The 21,108-nt window shown below is 75.2% G+C and carries 23 protein-coding genes; 16 read left to right on the top strand and 7 right to left on the bottom strand.

From position 1 onward, the window contains the following. Positions 1–195 precede the first annotated feature (195 nt). Complete coding sequence (locus DER29_RS33030) at positions 196–849, top strand: C39 family peptidase (protein WP_121401565.1); 654 nt, start codon at positions 196–198, stop codon at positions 847–849. Between the two features lie 91 nt (positions 850–940). Here the strand turns inward: DER29_RS33030 and DER29_RS33025 are convergent, their stop codons facing one another. Next, positions 941–1,840, bottom strand: coding sequence for an A/G-specific adenine glycosylase (locus DER29_RS33025; protein ID WP_121401564.1), 900 nt, complete (start codon positions 1,838–1,840; stop codon positions 941–943). Between the two features lie 143 nt (positions 1,841–1,983). Here DER29_RS33025 and DER29_RS33020 point away from each other — a divergent pair, with 143 nt between their 5' ends. The 3 genes from DER29_RS33020 (at position 1,984) to DER29_RS33010 (ending at position 3,963) form a co-directional block, all read left to right on the top strand. Next, positions 1,984–2,496 (top strand): glycine cleavage system protein R, encoded by a 513-nt coding sequence (locus DER29_RS33020; protein WP_121401563.1) that lies wholly within the window; start codon positions 1,984–1,986, stop codon positions 2,494–2,496. After that, positions 2,493–3,068: a peptide deformylase gene (locus tag DER29_RS33015; protein WP_121401562.1), complete on the top strand. Its 576-nt coding sequence runs from the start codon at positions 2,493–2,495 to the stop codon at positions 3,066–3,068. Before DER29_RS33020 ends, DER29_RS33015 begins: the two co-directional genes overlap by 4 nt. A 148-nt stretch (positions 3,069–3,216) precedes the next feature. After that, on the top strand, positions 3,217–3,963 hold the full coding sequence (locus tag DER29_RS33010) for a hypothetical protein (protein ID WP_121401561.1): 747 nt from the start codon (positions 3,217–3,219) through the stop codon (positions 3,961–3,963). A 234-nt stretch (positions 3,964–4,197) separates the two neighbouring features. Here DER29_RS33010 and disA read toward each other — a convergent pair whose 3' ends face one another. The 4 genes from disA to DER29_RS32990 form a co-directional block, all read right to left on the bottom strand. Further along, positions 4,198–5,379: a DNA integrity scanning diadenylate cyclase DisA gene (gene disA / locus DER29_RS33005; RefSeq protein ID WP_121401744.1), complete on the bottom strand. Its 1,182-nt coding sequence runs from the start codon at positions 5,377–5,379 to the stop codon at positions 4,198–4,200. Positions 5,380–5,521: 142 nt separating this feature from the next. Next, on the bottom strand, positions 5,522–6,976 hold the full coding sequence (gene radA, locus DER29_RS33000) for a DNA repair protein RadA (RefSeq protein ID WP_121401560.1): 1,455 nt from the start codon (positions 6,974–6,976) through the stop codon (positions 5,522–5,524). 89 nt (positions 6,977–7,065) lie between these two features. Next, on the bottom strand, positions 7,066–7,815 hold the full coding sequence (locus tag DER29_RS32995; RefSeq protein ID WP_121401559.1) for a hypothetical protein: 750 nt from the start codon (positions 7,813–7,815) through the stop codon (positions 7,066–7,068). A 139-nt stretch (positions 7,816–7,954) separates the two neighbouring features. Continuing rightward, positions 7,955–8,794 carry a UbiA family prenyltransferase gene (locus tag DER29_RS32990; RefSeq protein ID WP_121401558.1) on the bottom strand — a complete coding sequence of 280 codons (840 nt, stop codon included), beginning with the start codon at positions 8,792–8,794 and terminating at the stop codon, positions 7,955–7,957. Positions 8,795–8,839: 45 nt separating this feature from the next. Between DER29_RS32990 and DER29_RS32985 the strand changes: the two genes are divergently transcribed. From DER29_RS32985 to DER29_RS32970, 4 genes are all read left to right on the top strand, one after another. Further along, on the top strand, positions 8,840–9,613 hold the full coding sequence (locus tag DER29_RS32985) for a methyltransferase domain-containing protein (protein WP_121401557.1): 774 nt from the start codon (positions 8,840–8,842) through the stop codon (positions 9,611–9,613). Positions 9,614–9,657: 44 nt separating this feature from the next. Further along, entirely contained in the window at positions 9,658–10,824 is a 1,167-nt protein-coding gene (locus DER29_RS32980; protein ID WP_121401556.1) for an acyl-CoA dehydrogenase family protein, read from the top strand. A gap of 101 nt (positions 10,825–10,925) precedes the next feature. After that, positions 10,926–11,984 carry a type III polyketide synthase gene (locus DER29_RS32975; RefSeq protein WP_199729677.1) on the top strand — a complete coding sequence of 353 codons (1,059 nt, stop codon included), beginning with the start codon at positions 10,926–10,928 and terminating at the stop codon, positions 11,982–11,984. 73 nt (positions 11,985–12,057) lie between these two features. Beyond that, the gene (locus tag DER29_RS32970) at positions 12,058–12,777 is read left to right on the top strand and encodes a hypothetical protein (protein ID WP_121401555.1); all 720 of its coding nucleotides are present in this window, start codon (positions 12,058–12,060) and stop codon (positions 12,775–12,777) included. 126 nt (positions 12,778–12,903) lie between these two features. Here DER29_RS32970 and DER29_RS32965 read toward each other — a convergent pair whose 3' ends face one another. Then, positions 12,904–13,599 (bottom strand): hypothetical protein, encoded by a 696-nt coding sequence (locus tag DER29_RS32965; protein ID WP_121401554.1) that lies wholly within the window; start codon positions 13,597–13,599, stop codon positions 12,904–12,906. 326 nt (positions 13,600–13,925) lie between these two features. Between DER29_RS32965 and DER29_RS32960 the strand changes: the two genes are divergently transcribed. Genes DER29_RS32960 through DER29_RS32945 form a run of 4 tightly spaced genes read left to right on the top strand, consistent with a single transcriptional unit; the run spans position 13,926 to position 16,704 of the window. After that, positions 13,926–14,411, top strand: coding sequence for a CarD family transcriptional regulator (locus DER29_RS32960; RefSeq protein ID WP_007073334.1), 486 nt, complete (start codon positions 13,926–13,928; stop codon positions 14,409–14,411). 56 nt (positions 14,412–14,467) lie between these two features. After that, complete coding sequence (gene ispD, locus DER29_RS32955; RefSeq protein ID WP_121401553.1) at positions 14,468–15,163, top strand: 2-C-methyl-D-erythritol 4-phosphate cytidylyltransferase; 696 nt, start codon at positions 14,468–14,470, stop codon at positions 15,161–15,163. Between the two features lie 16 nt (positions 15,164–15,179). After that, positions 15,180–15,662 carry a 2-C-methyl-D-erythritol 2,4-cyclodiphosphate synthase gene (gene ispF / locus DER29_RS32950; protein ID WP_091101607.1) on the top strand — a complete coding sequence of 161 codons (483 nt, stop codon included), beginning with the start codon at positions 15,180–15,182 and terminating at the stop codon, positions 15,660–15,662. A 10-nt stretch (positions 15,663–15,672) separates the two neighbouring features. Beyond that, entirely contained in the window at positions 15,673–16,704 is a 1,032-nt protein-coding gene (locus DER29_RS32945) for a lipopolysaccharide assembly protein LapB (RefSeq protein ID WP_121401552.1), read from the top strand. A 40-nt stretch (positions 16,705–16,744) separates the two neighbouring features. Here DER29_RS32945 and DER29_RS32940 read toward each other — a convergent pair whose 3' ends face one another. Next, positions 16,745–17,911 carry a homogentisate 1,2-dioxygenase gene (locus tag DER29_RS32940; RefSeq protein ID WP_121401551.1) on the bottom strand — a complete coding sequence of 389 codons (1,167 nt, stop codon included), beginning with the start codon at positions 17,909–17,911 and terminating at the stop codon, positions 16,745–16,747. A 95-nt stretch (positions 17,912–18,006) separates the two neighbouring features. On the opposite strand from DER29_RS32940, the gene DER29_RS32935 reads away from it, so the two are divergent. From DER29_RS32935 to DER29_RS32920, 4 genes are all read left to right on the top strand, one after another. Continuing rightward, a complete protein-coding gene (locus DER29_RS32935) occupies positions 18,007–18,879 on the top strand; it encodes a hypothetical protein (protein WP_121401550.1) in 873 nt (290 codons plus the stop codon). Further along, complete coding sequence (gene fahA, locus DER29_RS32930) at positions 18,876–20,075, top strand: fumarylacetoacetase (RefSeq protein ID WP_121401549.1); 1,200 nt, start codon at positions 18,876–18,878, stop codon at positions 20,073–20,075. Before DER29_RS32935 ends, fahA begins: the two co-directional genes overlap by 4 nt. Positions 20,076–20,250: 175 nt before the next feature. Next, positions 20,251–20,460: a DUF397 domain-containing protein gene (locus tag DER29_RS32925; protein WP_121401742.1), complete on the top strand. Its 210-nt coding sequence runs from the start codon at positions 20,251–20,253 to the stop codon at positions 20,458–20,460. Positions 20,461–20,562: 102 nt separating this feature from the next. Continuing rightward, on the top strand, positions 20,563–21,036 hold the full coding sequence (locus DER29_RS32920) for an SRPBCC family protein (protein WP_121401548.1): 474 nt from the start codon (positions 20,563–20,565) through the stop codon (positions 21,034–21,036). Positions 21,037–21,108: the final 72 nt, after the last annotated feature.

Here is a 21,108-nt window from a genome sequence, read left to right as displayed (position 1 = left end):
TGGCCGCGTGACCCGGCCGCTCGCCGGCCCGGTGGTCGGCGGAATGCGGACCGGGCCGGCGTGGTTACATCCCCCGGGCCACCGAGCGGGTGACCGCATCCGGCCCTCTTGATATCTCGACCTTTCCTTTCCCGTGACGCACCCGCCCCCCTTGGTGTGTGTCGCGTGCCCCCGATCGAAAGGTGCAGACGAATCATGCGTACCGACATGCTGCGTAAGACCGCTCTGACCGCTGCCGGGCTCGCCTTCACCGGCGGCGCCATCGCCGGCCCCGTCACCACCGCCTTCGCCGCCCCCGCCGAGACCACACCCGTCTCGGTTGCGGCCCAGGACCGCAAGCACGGCGAGCGTGAGCTGGGCGTGCGCTACGAGGCCCAGCCCAACTTCTACTACTGCGGCCCCGCCGCCGCCCGCAACGCCCTCAGCGTCCAGGGCAAGAACATCGACGTCGACGGCATGGCCCAGCGCATGGGCACCACCGAAGCCGGCACCAACTCCATCAACGACATCACCCCCGTACTGAACAAGGAGACCGGCTCCGACGCCTACCAGTCCGTCGAGATCCGCGACCCCAAGGCCGACGACACGCAGACCGACAAGCTGCGCGCCGACATCGTCACCGCCATCGACGAAGGCCACGCCGTCGTCGCCAACATCGCCGGCACCGCCACCGACACCGACGGAGTCACCCACTCCTTCGAGGGCGGGCACTACATCAGCGTCGTCGGCTACCGCGACAACGGTGCGACCGTCACCATCGCCGACTCGGCCGACCCGAACCAGGCCTCCTACCGGATGAGCGTGGACAACCTGGCCGACTGGATCGCCACCCGCGGCTACACCGCCTGACCGACGACAACACCGCACCACCAGACGACAAGGGCCGGACCCCACACAGGGGTCCGGCCCTTTCGTCATGCCCGGGGCTGGCCCAATCCGGTCAGACCACCGGGACCGGTGGCCCGTCGCCGACGAGGCGGAACGAGGATTCGCCGACGGGTTCCACGAGACCGTCCCGCACCAGTCCGGTGAGGGCCCGGGACCGCTGGACGTCGTCGGCCCACACCTGGTCGAGCCGCTGGTGCGGCACCGGCCCGGGCGCCTCCCGCAGTACGCCGAGCAGCAGCCCGCGCACCTGGCGGTCGGTGCCGGCGTAGCGCTGGGGGCGGCGGGTCGGACCCGCGGGGGCCTCGCGGCCGGACGCGCGCCAGGCGCAGACCGATTCGACGGGGCAGACGCCGCAGCGGGGCGAGCGGGCGACGCAGACCATTGCGCCCAGCTCCATGAAGGCCGCGCTGGCCAGGGCGGCGGCGGCCGGTTCGGCGGGGAGCAGTTCCTCGGTGGCGACCAGGTCGGCCGGGCGGGTCGCCGGGCCGGCGTCCGGTTCGCCGGCGATCGCCCGGCAGACCACCCGCCGCACGTTGGTGTCGACCACCGGGTGCCGCTGACCGTACGCGAACGCGGCCACCGCCCGGGCCGTGTACGTGCCGACGCCCGGCAGGGCCAGCAACTGGTCCAGCCGGTCCGGGACCCGGCCCCCGTGGCGCTCGACGATCGCCACGGCGCACTCCCACAGCCGCACCGCCCGACGGGGGTAGCCGAGCCGCCCCCACATCCGGATCGCCTCGGCGGGGCTGTCCGCCGCCAGCGCGGCCGGCTCGGGCCAGCGCGCCAGCCAGGCATCCCAGGCGGGGAGCACGCGTACGACCGGCGTCTGCTGGAGCATGACCTCGCTGACCAGGATGGCCCACGGGCTCACGTCGGGTCCGCGCCAGGGCAGGTCGCGGGCGTTCTGCTCGTACCACCGGCTGACCAGGGTGGCGAAAGTGGGCTCAGACATGGCGTCGCCGATGATGCCACGCGGCCGGCCGCGGGGGCGGCGCGGGCGACGGCTGCCACAACGGGTGCCACCACCGTCCCGCTGGCTGGGCGGTCCGGGCGGGGCGCTGCGGCGGCGGCGCGCGGATCGGGCAGAATGCCCGGATGAACGAGCTCGCGATCACCGTCATCGGCCGGGACCGGCCGGGCATCGTGGCCGACGTCGCCGAGCTGCTCGCCCGGCTCGGCGCGAACCTCACCGACAGCACCATGACCCGGCTGCGGGGGCACTTCGCGATGACCCTGATCTGCGTGGGCCCGGCCGCCGCCGACGTCGAGGCCGCGCTGGCGCCGCTCTCCGCCGACGGCCAGCTGCTGGCGACCGTACGCGCGGTCACCCCCGACGGCGAGACGGCCCCTGCCGGCGAGCCGTACGTGATGGCGGTGCACGGCGCGGACCGGATGGGCATCGTGGCGGCCATGACCCGGGTCCTCGCCGACGCCGGCGGCAACGTCACCGACCTGAGCACCCGCCTGACCGGCTCGCTCTACGTGGTGGTCGCCGAGGTGGAGCTGCCGCCCGGCACGGCCGACGGGCTGGCCGGGCGGCTGGCGGCGACGGCCGAGGAGCTGGGCGTCGGGGTGAGCCTCCGGCCGGCCGATCCGGACCTGCTGTGACCGGCGGACCGGAGACCGAGGCGTACGTCGGCCTCGGCGACTGGACCCCGGAGTCCCTGGCCGTGCCCGGGGAGGTGCGACCGGTGGTGTCCGCGCCGGAGCAGGTGCTCAGCCGGGCCGGCGGCGAGGTGGATCCGACGGCGACGGAGACGGTACGGCTGGCCGCCGACCTGATCGCCACCATGCGGGTGTCGCCGGGCTGCGTGGGGCTGGCCGCCCCGCAGGTCGGGGTGGGCGCGCAGGTCTTCGCGGTGGACGTGACCGGCCACCCGAAGGCGCTCACCGTGCACGGCACCTTCGTGCTGTGCAACGCCCGGGTCGTCGAGGCGAGCCGCTGGAAGGTGGCGCGCGAGGGGTGCATGTCGGTGCCCGACCTGACCGGGGACGTCAAGCGGGCGAGCCGGCTGGTGGTGGAGGGCGTCCTGCCCGGCACCGGCCGGCCCGTACGGCTGGTGACGGACGGGTTCGAGGCGCGGGCCCTCCAGCACGAGATCGACCACTGCGCCGGCCTGCTCTTCCTGGACCGGGTCGCGGGCGCCCACGCCATCTACCAGCGCAAGGTGTACCTCTGAGTGGCGGCGGCGCGGCTACCCAGCGTCGTCGGCGGGACACGGTCGGCAGGCGGAGCCGTCGCATGTGGACGGTCGGTGCGGTGAGCCACGGACGACTCGGCGCGTCGTGCGGGGCTGACGTGCCCCGCGCCGCTACGGTGGGGGCATCATGCGTCTGACGGTCGGCCCCCTGCCACCCGCCGTTTACTGGCGGCGTCGCGCCGTCGTACTCGGAGCGGGGCTCCTCTTCCTGATTGTCCTGCTCTATTCGTGCACCGGATCGGACCGGAACGCGAACAAGGGCGGTGACGCGCAGCCCACTCCGGGCGCGACGTCGTCCGGTGCCTCGCCGGAGCCCACCGGCTCGGTGCTCGCCCCGCAGACCGGGGGGCCCTCGCCGGGCGCGGCCGGTGGCCCTGACGCCGGTGAACCGTCGGGTGGTTCCGCCGGTGACCCGCCGGGTGGTTCGGTCGCCACCGATTCGCCGCCGGTGGCGCCCGTGGTGCCGGCCGCCGGAGACGGCACCTGCACGGACGCCGAGATCACGGTGACCCCGGTGGCCCAGCCCGCCTCTGTGGTGCGCGGGGCCGTCGTGGACCTGCAACTCAAGATCAAGAATCGGTCCGAGCGGACGTGCAGCCGCGACGTCGGCGCCTCCGTGCAGGAGCTGTTCATCAAGTCGGGGGCGGAGAAGATCTGGTCGTCCGACACGTGCGGCACCGCCCAGGGCGCCGACGTGCAGTCCTTCACCCCGGGCTTCGAACGCTCCTACCAGGTGGGTTGGAACGGCCGCGACACCACCAAGTGCGCCAACGGCGTGGCGGCGGGCCCCAACCCGCCGGTCGGCACCTACCAGGTCTACGCCCGGGTTGGCACCAAGCTCAGCGAGCCGGTCAAGCTCACCGTCACCGGCTGAGCAGCCGTGGGCCGGGCCGCTGCGCGGTCGACCGGACAGGGCGGACCCCCCGACCGCCGGACGACGATGGCGGGCGCGGCGCTGGAACCATCACCCTGACGGGACCGGGCCAGCGGCGGCGGGCGCGGCCGGGAGCCGTGCCCTGGCGGGACCAGGCCGGCGGTAGCGGCGCGGCCGGGAGCCGGTGCTGTGGGGCGTGGGGGACCGGGTCGGCGGCCGGCGTACCGGGCCGGGTCAGACGTAGCGTTCGAGGATCGACGCCTCGGCGAGCCGGGACAGCCCCTCGCGGACGCCCCGGGCGCGGGCGTCGCCGACCCCCTCGACGGCCTGGAGATCCTCGACCGTGGCGCCCAGCAGCCGCTGGAGGCTGCCGAAGTGCACGACGAGGCGGTCGACCACGGCCACCGGCAGCCGGGGCACCTTCGCCAGCAGCCGGAACCCGCGCGGGCTGACGGCCGCGTCGAGCGCGTCGGACGCGGCCGGGTAGCCGATCGCCTTGGCGACCGCGACCAGGTCGATCAGCTCGGTCGCGCCGAGCAGGTCCAGCTCCACCAGGGCCTCGTCGAGGGTGCGGGACTTCCGGCCGGCCGGCAGGTAGTCCCGGATCACCAGGGTGCGGTCGGCGTCGACGCCGGCCATCAGCTCGTCGAGCTGGAGGGCCAGCAGGCGACCGTCGGTGCCCAGCTCCACCACGTAGCCGGCGATCTCGTCGGCGATCCGGCGGACCATCTCCAGCCGCTGCACCACCGCGACCGCGTCCCGTACGGTGACCAGGTCCTCGATCTCCAGCGCGGACAGGGTGCCGGAGACCTCGTCGAGCCGCAGCTTGTAGCGCTCGAGCGTGGCGAGCGCCTGGTTGGCGCGGGACAGGATCGCCGCCGAGTCGTCCAGCACGTGCCGCTGGCCGTTGACGTAGAGGCTGATGATCCGCATCGACTGGCTGACCGAGATCACCGGGTAGCCCGTCTGGCGGGCGACCCGCTCCGCCGTGCGGTGCCGGGTGCCGGACTCCTCGGTCGGGATGGTGGGGTCGGGCATCAGGTGCACGGCGGCCCGCACGATGCGGGTGCCGTCGCTGGAGAGCACGACCGCGCCGTCCATCTTGCACAGCTCCCGCACCCGGGTGGCGGAGAACTCGACGTCGAGCGGGAACCCGCCGGTGCAGAGACCCTCGACCACCTTGTCGTAGCCGAGGACGATCAATGCGCCCGTCCGGCCGCGCAGGATGCGCTCGAGGCCGTCGCGCAGCGCGGTGCCCGGGGCCATCAGGGCCAGGTTCGCCCGCAGCGGGTCGCCGGCGCCCCCGGCGCCGCCGGTCACGCTCACGCTGATCGGGCGGGCGGGCGAGCCCACGGCGCCGGTGCGGGCGTGGGGTGTCGCGCCGGCGGGCTTGGTGGTGTCGCGGTCGATCGGCACGGGCACAGTCTACGGACTGCCCTGCGGTGGGTGCTGTCGTGGTTACTGTGATGTGTCACGATGCCCCGCCTCGCCCGGACCGTGGATCGGAGTCCGGGCTGTCCGGTTTCGGGTCGGACGTTCCGCCGACCGCCGCCGGCGCTCACTCGGCGGACGCCCGGGCGACGGCCTGGAGCGCCGAACGCACGTCGGTCACCTCGATCACCCGCATGTGCTCGGGCGTGACGCCGGTGCTCTCGGGGCCGCAGCCGGTCGGCACCAGCGCGAGCCGGAACCCGAGCCGGGCCGCCTCGGCCAGCCGGCGCGGCACCGCGCCGACGCGGCGCACCTCGCCGGTCAGGCCGACCTCGCCGATGGCCACCAGGTGCGGCGCGATGGCCAGGTTGAGCCCGCCCGAGGCGACGGCGAGGGCCACGGCGAGGTCGGCCGCCGGCTCCACCACCCGGATGCCGCCGACGGTGGCCGCGAAGACCTCCCGGTCGTGCAGGGTCAGGCGTTCGGTGCGGCGCTGGAGCACCGCCAGCACCATCGCCAGGCGGGCCGAGTCGAGCCCCGAGACCGTCCGCCGGGGCGAGCCGGCCACGGTCGCGCCGATCAGCGCCTGCACCTCGGTGACCAGGGCCCGGCGCCCCTCCATCGCCACCGTGACGCAGGTGCCGGGCACCGGCTCCGAATAGCGGGTCAGGAAGAGCCCCGACGGGTCGGCCAGGCTGCTGATGCCGCCCTCGTGCATCTCGAAGCAACCGACCTCGTCGGCGGCGCCGAACCGGTTCTTCACGCCGCGCACCATGCGCAGCGACGAGTGCTTGTCGCCCTCGAAGTGCAGCACCACGTCGACCAGGTGCTCCAGCACCCGGGGACCGGCCACCTGGCCGTCCTTGGTGACGTGGCCGACCAGCACGGTGGCGATGCCGCGCTCCTTGGCCACCGAGACCAGGGCAGCGGTGACCGCCCGCACCTGGGTCACCCCGCCCGACACCCCCTCGGCGTTGTTGGTGGAGATGGTCTGCACCGAGTCGAGCACCAGCAGGCCCGGCTTGACGGCGTCGAGGTGGCCGAGCACCGCGGCGAGGTCGCTCTCGGCCGCGAGGTAGAGCTGGTCGTGCAGGGCGCCCATCCGCTCCGCGCGCAGCCGGACCTGGCTGACCGACTCCTCGCCGCTGACCACCAGGGAGGGGCTGCCGGCGCCGGCGGCCCAGTGCTGGGCCACGTCGAGCAGCAGGGTGGACTTGCCGACCCCCGGCTCGCCGGCGAGCAGCACCACCGCGCCGGGGACCAGGCCGCCGCCGAGGACCCTGTCGAGCTCGCTCACCCCGGTGGGGCGGGCCCGTGCAGGCGCGGCGCTGATGGTGGCGATCGGCCGGGCCGGCTCGGCCGGCATCCGGGAGCTGACCACCTTTCCGGAGACCGTCGGGCCGGTGACCGTGCATTCGACCACCGAGCCCCACTCGCCGCACTCCGGGCAGCGCCCGACCCACTTCGGCGGCTGGTGCCCGCAGGCGTCGCACTCGTAGGCCGGCCGGGGCTCCCGGGCGCCGGCGCGGCCGCGCCCGCCGGCCCCGCCGGCGCGGGGGGAGGTCGATCGGGAGGTGGTCACATTGGGACGTTAGTCCCCCGGTACGACGAAGACACCGTCGGCGTGGCGGTCACCACGCCGACGGTGTCGTCGATCGTCGAGGGGCGGGGTCAGTGGCCGCCGTCCTCCTGGCCCTCGTAGCCGCCCTCACGCTCGATGATCGGCGACGGGGGCGCGGCGGGGGTGAGCGGCACGGCGACGGGCGCGGGGCCGGTGACCGTGACGCCGTTGCCGAAGTCGAAGGTCACGAAGACGTTCTGGCCGGAGCGCAGCGACTCGTTCAGGCCGATGAGCCGGAGGACCCGGTCGGACCCGGTGTTGAGCTGCACGTAGCTCAGCGGCGGGATCTCGATCCGGGCCGGCTCGCCGGCCGGCGCGGCCGGGCTCTCCGGAGCCGCCGGGCTCTCCGGGGCGCTCGGGCTGGCCGACCCCGAGGGGCTCTCGGAGGCGCCGGGGCTCTCGGGGGCCGCCGGGCTCTCCGGGGCGCTCGGCGACGGCGATCCGCTCGGGGACGCCGACGGGCTGGCGGTGGCGCCGGCGCCGGTGATCACGACCTCGCGGGCGCTGTCGGTGGTCACGGTCACGGTGACCGGGTTTCGCGAGTCGTTGTAGATCACGGCGTTCAGGACGGCGTCGGCGCCCGTCTTGTAGCCCTCGGTGCCGGGGAAGTCGAGCAGCAGGCCGCGGACCGCGTACTCGCCGTTGCGGGCCGACAGGTTGACGCCCTGGACCGACGGCTCCTTGTTGGCGGTCTCGGAGACCTGGCCGGCGCCGCAGCCGGACAGCAGCAGCCCGGTCGCCGCGGCCATCCCGGACAGCAGCAGGGCCGCCCGCCGGGAACCCCTGATCGAGCGCGTCACGTCGGTCCTCCTCGTCACGATCCCACCCGGTGCTCACGCCGGGCGTGGTGGCCATGCCCGCGCAGACCGCGCTCCAGGGTAGTTGGGCCTGATCGACCCCCGCACGCCGACCCGGAGATGGCACCCGAGGGGGCGCGCCTCACACCAGTCGGCCGCTCGTGACCAGCAGGACGACGTCGATGAGGGCGACCAGCATCACGGCCCGGAAGGCGGCCACCTGCCGGCCCCCGGCCCGGGCGGCGGCGCGGCCCGCGTACCAGCTCAGCGGCGGCACCACGACGGCGGCCGCGACCGCGGCGAGTCCGACCCCCGACGGCGGCCCGGGCGGCCCGAGGACCAGCGTGGCGGTCGCCGCGAGCAGCAGCAGCGCGGCGGCGGCCCGGCTGCCGGCCGATCCGAGCCGGTGCGGCAGCCCGCGCACCCCCGTCCGGGCGTCGTCGGCCAGGTCGGGCAGGACGTTGGCGAAGTGCGCCCCCGCGCCCAGGCAGGCCGCCGCGGCGACCAGCCAGACCGGCGGCAGGACCGCCCCGGGCAGCGCCAGCACCACGAAGGCGGGCAGCGAACCGAAGGAGACCGCGTAGGGCAGCACCGAGACCGGGGTCGACTTCAGCGGCCAGTCGTAGAGCAGCGCGGAGACCAGCCCGAGGGTGGCGCAGAGCGCGGCGGTCGGGCCGGTGGCCAGCGCCAGCGCCGGGGTGGCGAGCGCGGCCACCGCCGCGGCCACGGCCGTCGCGCGCCGACCGACCGCGCCGGCGGCGACCGGTTTGTCGGTACGCCCCACCGTGGCGTCCCGGTCGGCGTCGAGCGCGTCGTTGGCCCAGCCGACGGCGAGCTGGCTGGCCGCCACGGTGAGCACCACGGCGAGGACCCCGCCCGGCCGGTGCCCGACGCCCCACGCCAGCAGCCCGGCCACCGTGGTGACCGCGGCGGCCGGCTCCGGGTGACTCGCCCTGACCAGCCCTAGCACCGTTGGCGACATGAGGAAAGTCTGGTCGTTACCGGGCAGTCGTGCCACGCTCGGTCCATGCCAGACGCGGGCCGCACCCTGCCACGCAACGATCCGCGCCAGTACGACGACCTGGCCGGCGAGTGGTGGCGGCCGGACGGCGCGTTCGCGATGCTGCACTGGCTGGCCGAGGCCCGCGCGGCCCTGGTGCCGACGGCCGCCCGCCCCGGCGCCCTCCTCGTCGACCTCGGTTGCGGCGCCGGGCTGCTCGCCCCGCACCTGGCCGGCAAGGGCTACCGGCACGTGGGCGTCGACCTCACCCGGTCGGCCCTGGAGCAGGCCGCCGCGCACGGGGTGACCGCCGTCAACGGCGACGTCACCGCCGTACCGCTGGCCGACGGCTGCGCCGACGTGGTCGCCGCGGGCGAGTTGCTGGAGCACGTGCCGGACTGGCGGCGCGCGGTGGCCGAGGCGTGCCGGCTGCTGCGGCCCGGCGGCCTGCTGGTCCTGGACACGTTGAACGACACGGCGCTGAGCCGGCTGCTGGCCGTGCGGATCGCCGAGCGGCTGCCGACGGTGCCGAAGGGGATCCACGATCCACGGTTGTTCGTGGACGCCCGGGAGCTGGTGGCGGAGTGCGCCCGGCACGGGGTCGACCTGCGCCTGCGGGGCATCAGGCCGGGGCTGCCCGGCCTGCTCGGCTGGCTGGTCCGCCGGATGCGCGCCGCCGGCCGCCCGTACGCGGTCCCGGGCGACCGTCCGCACGCGACGGCTGCTGGTCCCACGCCGCGGATCGTGCCGACCTGGTCCACCGCCGTGCTCTACCAGGGGCGTGGTACGCGGAGCGGATAGCGGTGCCCGTCCCTGGGTAGGGAGAGGGCCGAGAAGGGGGCTGTATGACGCAGCACGCGTTGGCGGCGGCTCGCCGCCTGGCACCGAGGCTGGCCGCCCGGGCGGCGGAGCACGACCGGGACGGCTCGTTCCCGGTCGAGGACTTCCGTGACCTGCGCGAGGCCGGGCTCTTCGGCCTGATGGTTCCCACCGCCCTCGGCGGGATGGGCGCCACCTTCGCCGAGTACGCGGCGGTCGCCACCGAGCTGGCCCGGGGCAACGGCGCGACGGCCCTGGTCTTCAACATGCACGCCTCGGTCACCGGTGCGCTGGGCGCGGTGACCGAGGAACTGGCCGAGGCGCTCGGGGTGCCGGACGAGGCGCTGGCCGCCCGGGACCGGCTGCTCACCGCCGCCGCCCAGGGCTCCTGGTACGCCGTGGCGATGAGCGAGCGCGGCGCCGGCGCCCGGCTCTCCCAGCTCAGCACCGTCTACGAGCCGGCCGACGGCGGTTGGCACCTCAAGGGCAGCAAGACGTTCTGCTCCGGGGCCGGACACGCGGACGGCTACCTGGTGGCCGCCCGCAGCGCCGCCGACCAGTCGGTGGTCTCCCAGTTCCTGGTGCCGGCCGGCGACGGGCTGACCGTGGAGCCCACCTGGGACTCGCTCGGCATGCGCGCGACCTCCTCGCACGACCTGCACCTGGACGTGACCGTGCCGGTCGACCGGCTGCTCGGCGGCGTGGAGGGGCTGGCCCTGGTGGTCGCCCAGCTCATGCCGCACTGGCTGGTGGCCAGCTACGCCGCCGTCTACGTCGGGGTCGCCCGGGCGGCGGTCGACGCGGCGGCCGAGCACCTGAACGCCCGCAACCTCGCCGGCCTGCCGGCGGTCCGGTCCCGCCTGGGCCGGGCCGACGCGGCGGTGGCGGCGGCCCAGCTGGTGGTCGCGGAGGCGGCCCGCCGGGTGGACGAGGCGCCGGGCGACGCGGAGACCAACCGCTGGGTCTGGCGGGCCAAGCTGCTCGCCGGCACCACCGCCGCCGACGTGGCGGCGTCCGTGCTGGAGGCGGCGGGCACCTCCGCCACCCGGCGGGGTCATCCGCTGGAGCGGCTCTACCGGGACGCCCGCTGCGGCTCGCTGCACCCGGCGACGTCGGACGTCTGCGCGGACTGGCTCGGCGTCGCCGCGCTGGGCGGTGACCCGGACCGCGACGGAACGGTTCCTCGTTGGTGAGCGTGGGGGGGTCCGCCGAGGCGGCGGACGCGCGGGCACACGGTGCGGGGGGCCCGTCCAGGGGCGGGCTCGGCCGCCCGGTGCGCAAGGCCGGACGAGAGGTGGGCATGGTGGCCGTACCGGTGATCGCGGGGCTGGGGACGGCACACCCGCCGTCGGCCGCGCAGGACGACCTGTGGGAGGGCTTCTTCTCGAAGCACTTCTCCGGCAGCACGCGGGCGCTGGCGCAGCGGATCTTCGCCCACTCGGGGGTCACCCGCCGGCAGGCCGCCGTGAACCCGCTGCTGGAGGACGTCTCCGACTGGCCGACCGAGCGGCGGATGCGCCGCTACCAGGTGGAGGCGCTGCCGCTGGGCAAGGAGGCGGTGGGTCGGGCGCTGACGGCCGCCGGCCTCTCCGCCGGCGACGTCGGGCTCTTCGTCGTCTGTTCGTGCACCGGGTACGCCACCCCGGGGCTGGACATCCTGCTCGCCCGGGACCTGGGCATGGCCCCGGACACGCAGCGCATGTTCGTCGGGCACATGGGCTGCTACGCCGCGCTGCCGGGCCTGGGCGCGGCGAGCGACTTCGTCACCGCCCGGGGCCGGCCCGCGCTGCTGCTCTGCGCGGAGCTGACCAGCCTGCACATCCAGCCCTCCAGCGCCCGGGTCGACACTCAGCAGATCGTCTCCCACGCGCTCTTCTCGGACGCCGCGGTCGCCGCCGTGGTCGTCCCCGGCGGCCGGGGGTACGCGCTGCGCGAGGTCACCTCCGTCACGGACACCTCGACGGCCGACCACATGACCTGGGACGTCACCGACACCGGTTTCCGGATGGGGCTGTCGCCGAAGGTGCCGCAGGTGCTCTCGACGCACGTCCGGGGCCTGGTCGAGGGGCTGCTGGCCCGGCACGGCTCGACGCTGTCCGGGGTGGACGGCTGGGCGGTGCACCCGGGCGGCCCGCGCATCCTGAACGTGGTCGAGCGGGAGTTGGCCCTGCCACCGGAGGGCCTGGCGGCCTCGCGGGCGACGCTGGACGAGCACGGCAACTGCTCGTCGCCGACGGTGCTGCTGATCCTCGACCGGCTGCGCCGGGCCGCGTCGCCGCCGCGGCGGGTGGTGATGCTGGCGTTCGGCCCCGGCCTGACCCTCTACGCCGCGTTGCTCGAACGACAGGAGTGAGTCGTTCGCCCGGCGCGGTTACCCTCTGATGATGGACGCCGATGCGGCAGGCCGGCCGGGATCCGGGCCGGGCGTGGGTGAGCACACGACTGGCGTCGGGGCCGACGATCGGGTGCGCGGCGCCGTGCTGGCCGTGGCGGGGTTGGTCGCGTTGGTCGGCGGCGGCTGGTGGTGGCAGGCCGAGGCGCCTCGCACCGACTCCCTGCCGGACGCGTCGAGCCTCGCACCGGCGGACCGGGCCCGGCTCGGTGTCCCATCGCAGGCCCGGGCCCGGGTCATGGTGACGGAAGGGGCCGGGGGCATCACCGACGTCTGGGTCGTCGATCCGGCGACCGGTGCTGTGGTCGGCACCGCCCCGGGCAGCGGCGCCACCTTCCGGACCGACCCGCGCGGCGGTGACGCGCTCGGGGTCGACGTCAGGCCTGGCGGGCCTGACGATCCCCGCCGGCTCGTGGACGAACGGCTCGACGGCGGCGCGCGTCGCGGCAGGCTGGCCAGCTTCCCCGACACGGTCTGGACCGCCCGGGCCGAGCTCAGCCCGGCGGAGGGTCTCATGAAGCGGGCCTCCGCCGAGGGCGGGGCGCGTCACCTGCTCCAGTACCGCTGTGTCGGCCCCGGCGAACTGCTGATCGTTGTCGAGGGGGCCTGGGCGGCGGACCCGATCACCAGCGCCTGCGACGGCTCGGTCACGTCGACGGAGGTCACCGGCAGGGGCGGGCCGTTCCAGGTCTCGCTGTCGAGCGCCAACGCCGAGCCACTACGGGTCGAGGCGCAACTGGTCGCCCTGCCCTGACCGCCGCCGCGCCCGTCCGGGGTGCCAACGGGCCCCGGCACGTCGGGAACCGATGGCGGCACCCTCCCGTCCGGGCGGTTCCCCTTCCGGACGGCCACCCGGGCGGTTCCTGCCCGGCGGCGCGGCTCAGGCGGCGAGGCGGGTCAGGTCGGCGCGGTAGTCCTCGGCGGAGTGGATCTCGGGGACCACCTTGACGAGGACGCCGGACCGGTCCACCAGCAGGGCGGTGACGGCGCCGGGGCGGGCCGGCAGGTGCAGGAACGCGCGCAGCCCGCCGGCCGGGTCGGCGAGCGGTCGCACCGCGGCCCCGGCGGACGGCGGCGTGGCGCGTACGGGCCGGGCGCCGGTGACGGTGACCACCGTCACGCCGGCCGGCGCCAGGGCGGCGGCGGTGGCCACGGCGTCCGGGCAGGGGCAGCCGTCCACCAGGATGATCATCGCCGGCACCAGTCCGCGCAGGGGCACCGGTGACTGGCCCGCGTCGACCAGGTCCAGTGCGGGCAGCGGTCGACCGGCCGACCCGGCCGGCGGCGCGTACGGGGTGGGGGTGGGCTCCGGGGTGGACCGGCCGGACCGGGGCCAGGTGACCGCCGCGAGGCCGGCGAGGGTGGTCAGCACCGCCACCAGCAGCACCAGCAGGGGCAGGGCGAACGCGGACCGGGCTGGCGGCCACGGGACGGTGCGACGGGGCGTGTGACCCAGCTCGCGGCGGATCTGTTCGGCCTCGGCCGCCAGCGCGGAGGCGTCGTCCGGCACGACCACCCGGCCCCACTCCGGTGGCAGGTCGGGCAGTCCGGGGCCGTCTGCGTCGGGCTTGCCCATCGGACCCCCAGGACGTCTCGGCGAGCGGACAGCGGCGCTGCCTCCAGCGTCCCGCACGGGGCGGGCTGCCGCTACACCTGGGCGCATACCCGGCTGGCGGGCTACCATGGGAGGAGCGCATAGCCCTTGATCTCGACGTTCGCGTCACTCGTGCCGGGGCGTCATCCGAGCGTTACGGAGCGTGGTCAAACCACCGGTTTGGCGGCCTGTCAAGCTGAAGAAATACCTCTCACAGGGCCCCTGAGCTGCGCCAACGGTCAGGACAGCGGTGAGACATCGGTGCCTGAGCGTGTTACCCTAGACACAGCGAAAGGGGTTTCGAACCTATGGTTTTCAGTGTCGGCGAGACCGTTGTTTACCCCCACCACGGGGCCGCACTCATCGAGGCAATCGAGACTCGGGTGATCAAGGGCGAGCCTAAGCAATACCTCGTCCTGAGGGTCGCGCAGGGTGACCTGACGGTCCGGGTGCCCGCCGAGAACGCCGAGATCGTGGGTGTGCGCGAGGTGGTCGGCGAAGAGGGCCTCGGCAAGGTCTTCGACGTGCTCCGTGCACCGCACACCGAGGAGCCGACCAACTGGTCGCGGCGTTACAAGGCGAATCTGGAGAAGCTGGCCTCCGGCAACCCGCTGAAGGTCGCCGAGGTCGTGCGCGACCTGTGGCGCCGGGAGCGGGAGCGGGGTCTCTCCGCGGGTGAGAAGCGCATGCTCGCGAAGGCCCGCGACATTCTCGTCGGCGAGGTCGCGCTGGCCGAGAAGAGCACCAAGGACGAGGCGGAGACGCTGCTCGACAAGGTCCTGACCGAGGCCTAGTCCCCGCAGCATCGTCGTACCCGATTCGTAGCGAACAAACCACCGAGGACCGCGACGTGACCGCGCAGCTCAATCCGTGCGGTGACGTCGCGGTCCTCGTGCCTGCGGCCGGTGCCGGCGTACGGCTCGGCCCCGGCCGGCCCAAGGCGTTGCGCCTGCTCGGTGGGGAGCCCCTGCTGGTGCACGCGGTCCGCCGGCTCGCCGCCGCGCCGTCGGTGCACACCATCGTCGTGGCCGCCCCGGCCGCCGAGGTGGCGGCGGTGCGCGACCTGCTCGCCCCGGTCGCCCCGGTGAGCGTGGTGCCCGGCGGCGCCGAGCGGCAGGCGTCGGTGGCCGCCGCCCTCGCGGCGGTGCCCGCCGGCCCGGAGATCGTCCTCGTGCACGACGCCGCCCGGGCGCTGACCCCGACCGATCTGGTGGAATCCGTCGCGGCGGCCGTCCGCGCCGGGCACGACGCGGTGATCCCGGTGCTCCCCGTCGTCGACACGATCAAGGAGGTCGACGCCGACGAGGTCGTCCTCGGCACCGTCGACCGCTCCGCCCTGCGGGCCGTGCAGACCCCGCAGGGCTTCCGCCGGGCGGTGCTGACGGCCGCGCACGCCGCCGCCGGCGACCCGCTCACCGACGACGCCGGTCTGGTCGAGAAGCAGGGCGTCCCGGTGTCCTGCGTCCCCGGCTCGGAGTACGCGCTGAAGGTCACCCGCCCGTTCGACCTCGCGCTGGCCGAGCACCTGCTCGCCGCCGGCGCCTGACGCGTACCCTCTTCGCATGATCGTTCCCCGGGTGGCCATCGGCACCGACGTGCACGCCTTCGAGGCGGGCCGGCCGTGCTGGGTGGCCGGCCTGCACTGGCCCGACCAGGACGGCCTGGCCGGGCACTCGGACGCCGACGTGGCCGCGCACGCCGCCTGCAACGCGCTGCTCTCGGCGGCCGGCCTCGGGGACCTGGGCGCCAACTTCGGCGTGGGCCAGCCCGAGTGGGCCGGCGCGTCGGGCGTCGCCCTGCTCACCGAGAGCGCCCGCCGGGTGCGGGCCGCCGGCTTCGCGATCGGCAACGTGTCCGTGCAGGTGATCGGCAACCGGCCCAAGATCGGCCCGCGCCGCGAGGAGGCCCAGCGGGTGCTCTCCGAGGCGGTCGGCGCGCCGGTGACCGTCTCCGCGGCCACCACCGACGGCCTCGGCTTCCCCGGGCGGGGCGAGGGGCTCACCGGCATCGCGGTGGCCCTGGTGTACGAGGCCCCGGCCGCCTAGGCTCGCCGCGATGTCCAGCGACGCCACCTCCGACCGCTCCGCCGCCGACGGCTACCTCCAACGCGCCCAGCTCCTCGCCGAGCTGGGCCGCTACGACGAGGCCGCCGCCGAGGTCTCCTACGCCGTCGCCCTGGATCCGGCCGACGCCGGGGCGCTGACCATGCTGTCCCGGGTGCACCTCGCGGCCGGCCGGCCGACGGAGGCGCTCACCGCCGCCGACGCCGCCGTCGCCGCCGCCCCGGAGAGCGTTCCGGCGCTGGTCGCCCGCGCGCTCACCCTCGGCGATCTCGAGGAGTACGCCGAGGCGGCCCGCACCGCCGACCGGATCCTGGCGCTGGGTCCCGACGACGCGTACGCCCAGAGCAGCGCCGCGGCGATCCTGGCCGGCTCGCGCAACGGGCAGCCGGCGCTGAACGCGGCGTGGCGCGGGGTGGAGCTGGCGCCCGAGAACCCGCAGGCGCACCTGGTGCTCGGGCTGGTGGCGGCCAACATGCAGATGTTCGACCTGGCCGAGCGCGCCTACCGGGAGGCGCTGCGGCTGGACCCGCAGCTCGCCGAGGCCCGGCACGACATCGGGGTGCTGCGGCTGGAGCAGCGGCGCTGGAGCGAGGCGCTGGAACACCTCGCCGAGGCCGCCGCGATGAGCCCCGGGCGGGTCGACTCCGGCCGGACCATCTCGGTCGGCCTGCGCCAGCTCGTGGTCTACGGCGCGGGCTGGACGATGATCACCGCCGTGCTGATCGCCTGCATGGCGCCGGGCAGCGCGGGGCTGTCCCGGGTCGCGGCGGCGTTCGCGGCGCTCGGCGGGGCCCTGGTGGTCTGGCGCTTCGCCGCCCGGCTGCCCGGCCTGTCCCGGACCATCCTGCCGAGCCTGCTCCGCTCCGACCGCACGCTGGCGCTGGCCGTCTACGCGGCGGCCGCCGCTCCGGCGCTGATCCTGCTCTACGCCCTGGTCGGCACCCCGTGGCCGCTGGCCCTCGCCATCGTCGCCGCGGTCGCCGCCGAACTCGCCGTGCTGTCCCGCACCACGGGGCCGGGCTGACGGCCGCCGACGTCGCGGTGCGCCGCCCCACCCTCGACGTCTAGGGGCGGCGGGCCCAGGTCCAGGCGTAGCCGTCGTCCTCGCAGGCGGTCGCGGCGTCGCAGAGGTCCAGCGGCCGGAACGTGTCGACCATGACGGCCAGCTCGTCGAAGAAGTCGGCGCCGATGGAGCGCTCGGCGGCGCCCGGCTGCGGGCCGTGGGTGAACCCGGACGGGTGCAGCGAGATCGAGCCCTGCTCGATGCCGGAGCCGCGCCGGGCCTCGTAGTTGCCGCCGGTGTAGAAGAGCATCTCGTCGGAGTCGACGTTGTGGTGGTTGTACGGCACCGGGATCGCGTCCGGGTGGTAGTCAACCTTGCGGGGCACGAACGAGCAGATCACGAAGTTGGGGCCCTGGAAGGTCTGGTGCACCGGCGGCGGCTGGTGGATGCGGCCGGTGATCGGCTCGAAGTCGTGGATGGAGAACGCCCACGGGTACATGTGCCCGTCCCAGCCGACCACGTCGAACGGGTGGTGGGCGTAGACGTAGCGGGTCCAGCCGCGCCGGTGCCGGACGAGCACCTCCACGTCCTCGCCGTCGACCAGGAGCGGCGCGTCCGGCCCCCGGACGTCGCGCTCGCAGTAGGGCGAGTGCTCCAGGAACTGGCCCCGCACGGAGAGGTAGCGCTTGGGCGGGCCGATGTGGCCCGCCGCCTCGACGGCGAGCAGCCGGGTCGGCGCGTCGCCGGTGGGCACCAGCCGGTGGATGGTCGAGGTGGGGATGACGACGTAGTCGCCGGGCACCGCGTCGAGCACGCCGAAGGTCGACTCGACCCGCAGGGTGCCCGACTCCACGTACAGGCAGTGGTCGCCGGTGGCGTCGCGGAACAGCGGGGACGGCCGGTCCGCCAGCACGTACGCGATGCGCACGTCGTCGTTGGCGAGCAGGTACTGCCGGCCGAGCACCGGGTCGGCGCCGGCGCCGTCGAGCTTGTGGGTGCGCAGGTGCCGGGGCTTGAGCGGAAGGTTCGGCACCCGGGTGAACGCTGGCGGGGCGAACTCCTCGGCCGCCACGATCGCGGTCGGCGCGTGCCGGTGGTAGAGCAGGGACGAGTCGGAGGAGAAGCCCTCCTGGCCCATCAGCTCCTCGGCGTAGAGGCTGCCGTCGGGCTGGCGGAACTGGGTGTGGCGCTTGCGCGGCACCTCGCCGACGCTGCGGTAGTACGGCATCTCGCCTCCCGGTTCGTCCCGTTCACCGATCCAATGGCGTCCGATAATCGGACGCTGTTGTCCGTTCCTTGTAGCGTCCCGTACATTCTTGTCTCGTGTCAACGCAGGTGCCCGCGCTTCTCGACGGCCTCGTCGACGACGCCGCCGTCTTCCCGCCCGGCAGCGCGCCGCTGCCCGACGCCGTCGCCGCGCACCGGCGACACCGCACCTCCTGGTACGCCGACCTGGTCGGCCCGCTCCTGGTCCCCGCCACGAGGCTGCCCGAGCTGGCGGGCCTGCTCGGCGCCGACGAGCGGATCGCGGTCGGTGTGATCGGCGACGTGCCCCTCGACCGGCTCGACGAGGTGCGGACCACGGCCGACCCGCGCATCCGCGTACGCCAGGTGGAGGCGGCGGTGGCCCGGCGCGGCGAGGACCCGCTGCCCGGCCTGACCGAGCTGGTGGCGCTGGCCCGCCGGGCCGGTGCCGGCCCGGCCGCCCTCGACGCCGTCTACGCCGAGCTGCCCCTCACGTTCGGGCTGATGGGGGCGCTGGACGCGCTCGCCGCCGCCCGCGCCGAGGGGGTGCCGATCGCCGCGAAGTTCCGCACCGGCGGGCTGGCCGCCGAGCTGTTCCCGACCCCGGCGGAGCTGGCCGCCGTGATCTGCGCCTGTCGGGACCGGGGCCTGCCGTTCAAGCTGACCGCCGGGCTGCACCAGGCGGTCCGGCACCTCGACCCGGAGACCGGCTTCACCCACCACGGCTTCGTCAACGTGCTGGCGGCGACGCTGGCCGCCGCCGGGGGCGCCACCGTGGAGCGGGTCGCCGAGCTGCTCACCGCGACCGACCCGCGCCCGCTGGTGCAGTACGCCGAGGCCGGGCTGGACGGCCCGCGCCCGCTGTGGATCGGCTTCGGCTCGTGCAGCATCCTGGAACCACTGACCGATCTGATCCGGCTGGGGCTGGTGAACGGGGGCTTCGACGCATGACGTGGGTGACTGGTGCCGACGGTTCGCCGTACGGGGTGGCCAACCTGCCGTACGGGGTGTTCCGCCGCGCGGAGGGCGCGCCGCGCGTCGGCGTACGCATCGGCGACTTCGTGCTCGACCTGGCCGGTGCGGAGGAGGCCGGCCTGGTGCTGGCCGCCGGGACGCTGGGTCGGCCCACCCTCAACGACTTCATGGCCCTCGGCCGTCCGCAGTGGACGGCCGTCCGGCAGCGGGTGACCGAGCTGCTCACCGACGCCGCCCACCGGGCGGCGGTGGAGCCGCTGCTGGTGCCGCTGGCCGGGGTGCGGATGCAGTTGCCCTTCGAGGTCGCCGACTACGTCGACTTCTACTCCTCCGAGCACCACGCGTCCAACGTGGGCCAGATCTTCCGCCCCGGCCAGCCGCCGCTGCTGCCCAACTGGAAGCACCTGCCGATCGGCTACCACGGCCGGGCCGGCACGGTGGTCGTCTCCGGCACCCCGGTGGTGCGGCCGAGCGGGCAGCGGGCCACCCCGCAGGGCCCGGTCACCGGCCCGTCCGTACGCCTCGACATCGAGGCCGAGGTCGGCTTCGTGGTCGGCGTGCCCAGCCCGCTGGGCGGCCGGGTGCCGACCGAGGACTTCGCCGACCACGTCTTCGGCGTCGTGCTGGTCAACGACTGGTCGGCCCGCGACATCCAGGCCTGGGAGTACCAGCCCCTCGGCCCGTTCCTGGGCAAGTCCTTCGCCACCTCGGTCGCGGCCTGGGTGACCCCGCTGGACGCGCTGGGCGACGCCTTCGTCCCCGCCCCCGACCAGGACCCGCCGGTCGCCGACTACCTGCGCGACGTGCCGCACGTCGGGCTGGACCTGCGCCTGTCGGTGGAGTGGAACGGCGAGCGGGTCAGCGAGCCGCCGTTCGCCACCATGTACTGGACGCCGGCCCAGCAGCTGGCCCACCTCACCGTCAACGGCGCCTCGCTGCGCACCGGCGACCTCTACGCCTCGGGCACCGTCTCCGGGCCCGAACGGGGGCAGGTCGGCTCGTTCCTGGAACTCACCTGGGGCGGGACCGAGCCGGTGAAGTTCGCCGGGGGCGAGACCCGCACGTTCCTGGAGGACGGCGACACGGTGACGATCACCGCCACCGCGCCCGGCCCGGACGGCACCACCATCGCCCTGGGCGAGGTGACCGGGAAGGTCCTCGCCGCCCGCTGACCCACCTTCCGATCATCGACGGTCCCCGGTCGCACAGTTGGTGCGACCGGGGACCGTTGCTTGCGCGTTGATCGTCGCGGATTCCGTCGCCATGCCGCGCCGGGCCGGACCGGACGCCCCTTCCGGTCCCGGCCCGGCCGCCGGTTGGCGTACCGACGACAGGAAGGTGACGACGATGAACGATCTCCCGGGCGCGGTCTGGCGTACCAGCAGCCGCTCCAACGACCAGGGCCTCTGCGTGGAGGTGGCGGACAACCTGGTCGACGCCCTCGGCGTGGTGGGCGTACGCGACTCCAAGGACCAGGCGGGCCCCGCGCTGGCGGTCAGCCCGCCGGGGTGGGCGGCCTTCGTCGGCGCGATCCGGGCCGGCCAGTTCGGTCGCTGACGGGTCGACCGCTCCGGATCGGGGCTCCCGGCGGTGGAAAATCCGCTCCGGGGGCCCCGATCCGCGCTCACCCGGCGTACCGTCGAGGCCACGGGAGGTGGCATGTCGACGGTGGCGGTCACGGAGTTCGTGGAGGCGCACGACGTCGACCTCTGGCGGCTGCTGACCGACCTGACCACCCGCACCCGGCGCTTCACCGGGCCGGTGGAGGTGCTCACCCCCGGCCGGTTCGGCCCGGGCACCGTGTGGCGGGAGACCCGTTCCCAGCCCGACGGCACCGCGCTGGTCGAGGAGTTCGTCGTCATCGAGGCCGAGCCGCCCCGACGGCTGGTGCTCGGCTCGCGGGGCGCCGGGGTGGACTACCGGATCACGTGGACACTGCGCCCGGTCGAGCGGCGTCGCCGGGGCTGCACCGCCGTCACGGTCGAGCAGGAGGCGGTGCCCACTGCCCCGTACGGCCGGGTGGTCGCGCTGCTGCTCGGCGGGCTGGCGGCCCGGGCGGTCGAGCGCGCGCTGCGACAGGACCTCGCCGACCTGGCCGCCGCAGCGGCCGCCAACGCGACCGAGGCGGCCTGAGGCACGCGGGGCGGCCCGAGGCGAATACACGGGCAATGCGGCGCGCAGCGTGCGTGGCCCGGCAGGGGCCGC

The sequence above is a fragment of the Micromonospora sp. M71_S20 genome, from assembly GCF_003664255.1.
Taxonomy (GTDB): Bacteria; Actinomycetota; Actinomycetes; order Mycobacteriales; family Micromonosporaceae; genus Micromonospora.
This window is presented reverse-complemented; position numbering and strand designations above follow the sequence as displayed.

Bases quoted from the DNA above. Each gene is read 5' to 3' on its own strand.
- DER29_RS33025 (WP_121401564.1), bottom strand. From the start codon at position 1,840: ATGTCTGAGCCCACTTTCGCCACCCTGGTCAGCCGGTGGTACGAGCAG.
- DER29_RS32945 (WP_121401552.1), top strand. From the start codon at position 15,673: ATGTCCAGCGACGCCACCTCCGACCGCTCCGCCGCCGACGGCTACCTC.
- DER29_RS33030 (WP_121401565.1), top strand. From the start codon at position 196: ATGCGTACCGACATGCTGCGTAAGACCGCTCTGACCGCTGCCGGGCTC.
- DER29_RS32925 (WP_121401742.1), top strand. From the start codon at position 20,251: ATGAACGATCTCCCGGGCGCGGTCTGGCGTACCAGCAGCCGCTCCAAC.
- DER29_RS32965 (WP_121401554.1), bottom strand. From the start codon at position 13,599: ATGGGCAAGCCCGACGCAGACGGCCCCGGACTGCCCGACCTGCCACCG.
- DER29_RS32940 (WP_121401551.1), bottom strand. From the start codon at position 17,911: ATGCCGTACTACCGCAGCGTCGGCGAGGTGCCGCGCAAGCGCCACACC.
- DER29_RS32980 (WP_121401556.1), top strand. From the start codon at position 9,658: ATGACGCAGCACGCGTTGGCGGCGGCTCGCCGCCTGGCACCGAGGCTG.
- ispF (WP_091101607.1), top strand. From the start codon at position 15,180: ATGATCGTTCCCCGGGTGGCCATCGGCACCGACGTGCACGCCTTCGAG.
- DER29_RS32985 (WP_121401557.1), top strand. From the start codon at position 8,840: ATGCCAGACGCGGGCCGCACCCTGCCACGCAACGATCCGCGCCAGTAC.
- DER29_RS33010 (WP_121401561.1), top strand. From the start codon at position 3,217: ATGCGTCTGACGGTCGGCCCCCTGCCACCCGCCGTTTACTGGCGGCGT.
- DER29_RS33020 (WP_121401563.1), top strand. From the start codon at position 1,984: ATGAACGAGCTCGCGATCACCGTCATCGGCCGGGACCGGCCGGGCATC.
- DER29_RS32920 (WP_121401548.1), top strand. From the start codon at position 20,563: ATGTCGACGGTGGCGGTCACGGAGTTCGTGGAGGCGCACGACGTCGAC.
- fahA (WP_121401549.1), top strand. From the start codon at position 18,876: ATGACGTGGGTGACTGGTGCCGACGGTTCGCCGTACGGGGTGGCCAAC.
- DER29_RS32990 (WP_121401558.1), bottom strand. From the start codon at position 8,794: ATGTCGCCAACGGTGCTAGGGCTGGTCAGGGCGAGTCACCCGGAGCCG.
- DER29_RS32960 (WP_007073334.1), top strand. From the start codon at position 13,926: ATGGTTTTCAGTGTCGGCGAGACCGTTGTTTACCCCCACCACGGGGCC.